3 rRNA genes are annotated in these 5,589 nt (G+C 54.4%); all 3 read left to right on the top strand.

Going from position 1 to position 5,589, the window contains the following annotated elements:
• Nucleotides 1-249: 249 nt before the first annotated feature.
• Nucleotides 250-1,774, top strand: a 16S ribosomal RNA gene (locus AUL38_RS12380).
• Nucleotides 1,775-2,229: 455 nt separating this feature from the next.
• Nucleotides 2,230-5,338: ribosomal RNA gene (locus tag AUL38_RS12385) — 23S ribosomal RNA — on the top strand.
• 133 nt (nucleotides 5,339-5,471) lie between these two features.
• Nucleotides 5,472-5,588, top strand: a 5S ribosomal RNA gene (gene rrf / locus AUL38_RS12390).
• The 16S, 23S and 5S rRNA genes sit together here, the layout of an rRNA operon.
• Nucleotide 5,589 lies beyond the last annotated feature (1 nt).

The following is a 5,589-nucleotide window of genomic DNA, read 5'->3' on the forward strand; positions in this document are numbered from 1 at the left end:
GTTGCTCTTCGGAGGGTCCCTTGGTTGGGGCCGGTACGGTGGGTGTCTGGATCTTGAGAACTCAATAGTGTGCACTTAAATTGTCAAATGCCAATTTATTATCCCCGGCATTCAATCGTTTGGTTGGGTGTTGGAGATTCCTTTTTTGGATAACAAACGAAATTTCGTCAGTATTGATGAGTTTCTGTTGTCAGGTTAAACTCGCTCGCTTACACGGCTTATTCCGCGGTGTTTGTGGGCATGTAATTTTTTACGGAGAGTTTGATCCTGGCTCAGGACGAACGCTGGCGGCGTGCTTAACACATGCAAGTCGAACGATGAAGCCCAGCTTGCTGGGTGGAAGAGTGGCGAACGGGTGAGTAACACGTGAGTAACCTGCCCTGAACTCTGGGATAAGCACTGGAAACGGTGTCTAATACTGGATATGACCTATCACCGCATGGTGTGTAGGTGGAAAGATTTATCGGTTCTGGATGGACTCGCGGCCTATCAGCTAGATGGTGAGGTAATGGCTCACCATGGCGACGACGGGTAGCCGGCCTGAGAGGGTGACCGGCCACACTGGGACTGAGACACGGCCCAGACTCCTACGGGAGGCAGCAGTGGGGAATATTGCACAATGGGCGCAAGCCTGATGCAGCAACGCCGCGTGAGGGATGACGGCCTTCGGGTTGTAAACCTCTTTTAGTAGGGAAGAAGCGCAAGTGACGGTACCTGCAGAAAAAGCACCGGCTAACTACGTGCCAGCAGCCGCGGTAATACGTAGGCTGCAAGCGTTGTCCGGAATTATTGGGCGTAAAGAGCTCGTAGGCGGCTTGTCGCGTCTGCTGTGAAATCCCGGGGCTCAACCCCGGGCCTGCAGTGGGTACGGGCAAGCTAGAGTGCGGTAGGGGAGATTGGAATTCCTGGTGTAGCGGTGGAATGCGCAGATATCAGGAGGAACACCGATGGCGAAGGCAGATCTCTGGGCCGCTACTGACGCTGAGGAGCGAAAGGATGGGGAGCGAAAACAGGATTAGATACCCTGGTAGTCCATGCCGTAAACGTTGGGAACTAGATGTAGGGCCTGTTCCACGGGTTCTGTGTCGTAGCTAACGCATTAAGTTCCCCGCCTGGGGAGTACGGCCGCAAGGCTAAAACTCAAAGGAATTGACGGGGGCCCGCACAAGCGGCGGAGGATGCGGATTAATTCGATGCAACGCGAAGAACCTTACCAAGGCGTGACTTATACGAGAACGGGCGAGAGATCGTCAACTCTTTGGACACTCGTATACAGGTGGTGCAGGGTTGTCGTCAGCTCGTGTCGTGAGATGTTCGGTTAAGTCCGGCAACGAGCGCAACCCTCGTCCTATGTTGCCAGCACGTAATGGTGGGAACTCATGGGATACTGCCGTGGTCAACACGGAGGAAGGTGGGGATGACGTCAAATCATCATGCCCCTTATGTCTTGGGCTTCACGCATGCTACAATGGCCGAGACAAAGGGCTGCGATACCGCGAGGTGGAGCGAATCCCAAAAAGTCGGTCTCAGTTCGGATTGGGGTCTGCAACTCGACCCCATGAAGTCGGAGTCGCTAGTAATCGCAGATCAGCAACGCTGCGGTGAATACGTTCCCGGGCCTTGTACACACCGCCCGTCAAGTCATGAAAGTCGGTAACACCCGAAGCCGGTGGCCTAACCCTTGTGGAGGGAGCCGTCGAAGGTGGGACTGGTGATTAGGACTAAGTCGTAACAAGGTAGCCGTACCGGAAGGTGCGGCTGGATCACCTCCTTTCTAAGGAGCATCTGGCACCCCGTGAGGGAGTGTCCAGGCGCCAGATCGAAACCGAATGTGTTTCGCTGGTTAGCTCATGGGTGGAACATTAGACAAAGCAAGCTTTGATTAGCTCGCCTGTGTGAGTACATCATGTCCGTTTCGGCGGGTGTGGGAGGAAAACTTGGGGGAGTTGGTGATTGCTTCATTAAGTGCATACTGTTGGGTCCTGGAGACCCAGACCACCGGGTCGCGGTTTCGCGGTCTGTGTGTGCTTGGTTTCTTCAGCCCGCGTGTCTGGAACGTGTTGTCTAGATGGGTGGGATTGACCGTACGTTGAGAACTACACAGTGGACGCGAGCATCTTCGATACACGCACTTGATCAGCCTTCGGGTTGGTGGGTGTGTGTCTCATTGGTTCGTGTCATTGACCTTTCGGGGTTGGTGATGCGTTTCTAAATAATTTACTTATGTAATTTCAAGTTTCGAAGAGCAAACGGTGGATGCCTTGGCATCTGGAGCCGAAGAAGGACGTAGTAATCTGCGATAAGCCTCGGGGAGCCGATAAACGGGCCTTGATTCGAGGATTTCCGAATGGGGAAACCCCGCCAGCGCGCGTGCGTAGCTGGTGACTCCCGCCTGAATATATAGGGCGGGTAGAGGGAACGTGGGGAAGTGAAACATCTCAGTACCCACAGGAAGAGAAAACAACATGTGATTCCGGTAGTAGTGGCGAGCGAACCCGGAAGAGGCTAAACCGGTGGTGTGTGATACCTGGCAGGGGTTGCATCATCGGGGTTGTGGGACGTTGCTGGAGACGCTGCTGAGTCTCCGACGTGAATGATCAGGTTATAGGGGAACCGCTTGGAACGGCGGACCGGAGTGGGTGAGAGTCCCGTACCCGAAATGACCTGGCTGCGTGTGGCGTATCCCAAGTAGCACGGGGCCCGAGAAATCCCGTGTGAATCTGTCAGGACCACCTGATAAGCCTAAATACTCCCAGATGACCGATAGCGGACTAGTACCGTGAGGGAAAGGTGAAAAGTACCCCGGGAGGGGAGTGAAATAGTACCTGAAACCGTTTGCTTACAATCCGTTGGAGCAGCCTTGTAGCTGTGACAGCGTGCCTTTTGAAGAATGAGCCTGCGAGTTAGCGATATGTGGCGAGGTTAACCCGTGTGGGGAAGCCGTAGCGAAAGCGAGTCTGAATAGGGCGATTGAGTCGCATGTCCTAGACCCGAAGCGAAGTGATCTATCCATGGCCAGGCTGAAGCGCGTGTAAGAGCGCGTGGAGGGCCGAACCCACTTAGGTTGAAAACTGAGGGGATGAGCTGTGGATAGGGGTGAAAGGCCAATCAAACTTCGTGATAGCTGGTTCTCTCCGAAATGCATTTAGGTGCAGCGTTGCGTGTTTCTTGCCGGAGGTAGAGCTACTGGATGGCCGATGGGCCCTACAAGGTTACTGACGTCAGCTAAACTCCGAATGCCGGTAAGTGAGAGCGCAGCAGTGAGACTGTGGGGGATAAGCTTCATAGTCGAGAGGGAAACAACCCAGATCACCATCTAAGGTCCCAAAGCGCGTGCTAAGTGGAAAAGGATGTGGAGTTGCTGTGACAACCAGGAGGTTGGCTTAGAAGCAGCCACCCTTGAAAGAGTGCGTAATAGCTCACGGGTCAAGTGATTCCGCGCCGACAATGTAACGGGGCTCAAGCACGCCACCGAAGTTGTGGCATTCATATTACAGGTAGGCCTTCGTGGTCCAGCCGTATGGATGGGTAGGAGAGCGTCGTGTGGCGAGTGAAGCGGCGGTGTGAACCAGCCGTGGATGCCACACGAGTGAGAATGCAGGCATGAGTAGCGAAAGACGGGTGAGAAACCCGTCCTCCGGAAGACCAAGGGTTCCAGGGTCAAGCTAATCTTCCCTGGGTAAGTCGGGACCTAAGGCGAGGCCGACAGGCGTAGTCGATGGACAACGGGTTGATATTCCCGTACCGATTAGTAACCGTTCAAGACCTAACCAGTAGTGCTAAGCAAACCAAAGCTGTACGGATCCTTCGGGTGATGTGTGGTGGCGGCTGCGAACCCGAACTGGGGTGGGTGAGCGTGAGGTGTGACGCAGGAAGGTAGATGATCCCGGGCGATGGTGTCCCGGGCTAAGCATGTAGCCCGAGTCGTTGGCAAATCCGCGACTCATGAGGGTGAGATGCGATGGGGACCCGTATGGGGAAGTCATTGATCCTATGCTGCCAAGAAAAGCATCGACGTGAGGTTGCTAGTTGCCCGTACCCCAAACCGACACAGGTGGTCAGGTAGAGAATACTAAGGAGCTCGAGATAATTATGGTGAAGGAACTCGGCAAAATGCCCCCGTAACTTCGGGAGAAGGGGGGCCATCCGCCTATTAGGATTTACTCCGAAAGGGTGTGGTGGCCGCAGAGACCAGTGGGGAACGACTGTTTACTAAAAACACAGGTCCGTGCTAACACGCAAGTGGACGTATACGGACTGACGCCTGCCCGGTGCTGGAAGGTTAAGAGGAGCGGTTAGTGTCTTCGGACGCGAAGCTGTGAATTTAAGCCCCAGTAAACGGCGGTGGTAACTATAACCATCCTAAGGTAGCGAAATTCCTTGTCGGGTAAGTTCCGACCTGCACGAATGGCGTAACGATTCCCCAGCTGTCTCCACCATAAACTCGGCGAAATTGCAGTACGAGTAAAGATGCTCGTTACGCGCAGAAGGACGGAAAGACCCCGTGACCTTTACTACAGCTTGGTATTGGTGTTCGGTGTGGCTTGTGTAGGATAGGTGGGAGACTGTGAAGCTGGCACGCTAGTGTTGGTGGAGTCATTGTTGAAATACCACTCTGGTCATATTGGATATCTAACGACGAACCCTGATCGGGTTTTCGGACAGTGCCTGGTGGGTAGTTTAACTGGGGCGGTTGCCTCCTAAAAAGTAACGGAGGCGCCCAAAGGTTCCCTCAACCTGGTTGGCAATCAGGTGGCGAGTGTAAGTGCACAAGGGAGCTTGACTGTGAGACTGACAGGTCGAGCAGGGACGAAAGTCGGGACTAGTGATCCGGCAGTGGCTTGTGGAAGCGCTGTCGCTCAACGGATAAAAGGTACCTCGGGGATAACAGGCTGATCTTGCCCAAGAGTCCATATCGACGGCATGGTTTGGCACCTCGATGTCGGCTCGTCGCATCCTGGGGCTGGAGTCGGTCCCAAGGGTTGGGCTGTTCGCCCATTAAAGCGGTACGCGAGCTGGGTTTAGAACGTCGTGAGACAGTTCGGTCCCTATCCTCTGCGCGCGTTGGAAATTTGAGAGGATCTGACCCTAGTACGAGAGGACCGGGTTGGACGAACCTCTGGTGTGCCAGTTGTTCTGCCAAGGGCATGGCTGGTTGGCTACGTTCGGGATGGATAACCGCTGAAAGCATCTAAGCGGGAAGCCGGCCTCAAGATGAGATTTCCATAGGAGTTTACTCCTGTGAGGCTCCCAGTAGATTACTGGGTTGATAGGCCAGATGTGGAAGCGCGGTAACGTGTGGAGCTGACTGGTACTAATAAGCCGATGACTTGATTTTTTCCCTCCCTTGTTTGGGTGGGGCATGAGTGAAGTGTTGTAACGATGTTCGCGTCTACTTTGTGGTTCTTGACGTACGGCCACAACCCCTGCACTGTGTGTGCTTGAGGTGGGTTGGGTTATGTCAATAGAGTTTCGGTGGTTATAGCGTCAGGGAAACGCCCGGTCACATTCCGAACCCGGAAGCTAAGGCTGACAGCGCCGATGGTACTGCGAGGGGGACCTCGTGGGAGAGTAGGACACCGCCGAACA

Origin of the sequence: Leucobacter sp. G161 (genome assembly GCF_001482305.1) — a bacterium.
GTDB lineage: Bacteria > Actinomycetota > Actinomycetes > Actinomycetales > Microbacteriaceae > Leucobacter.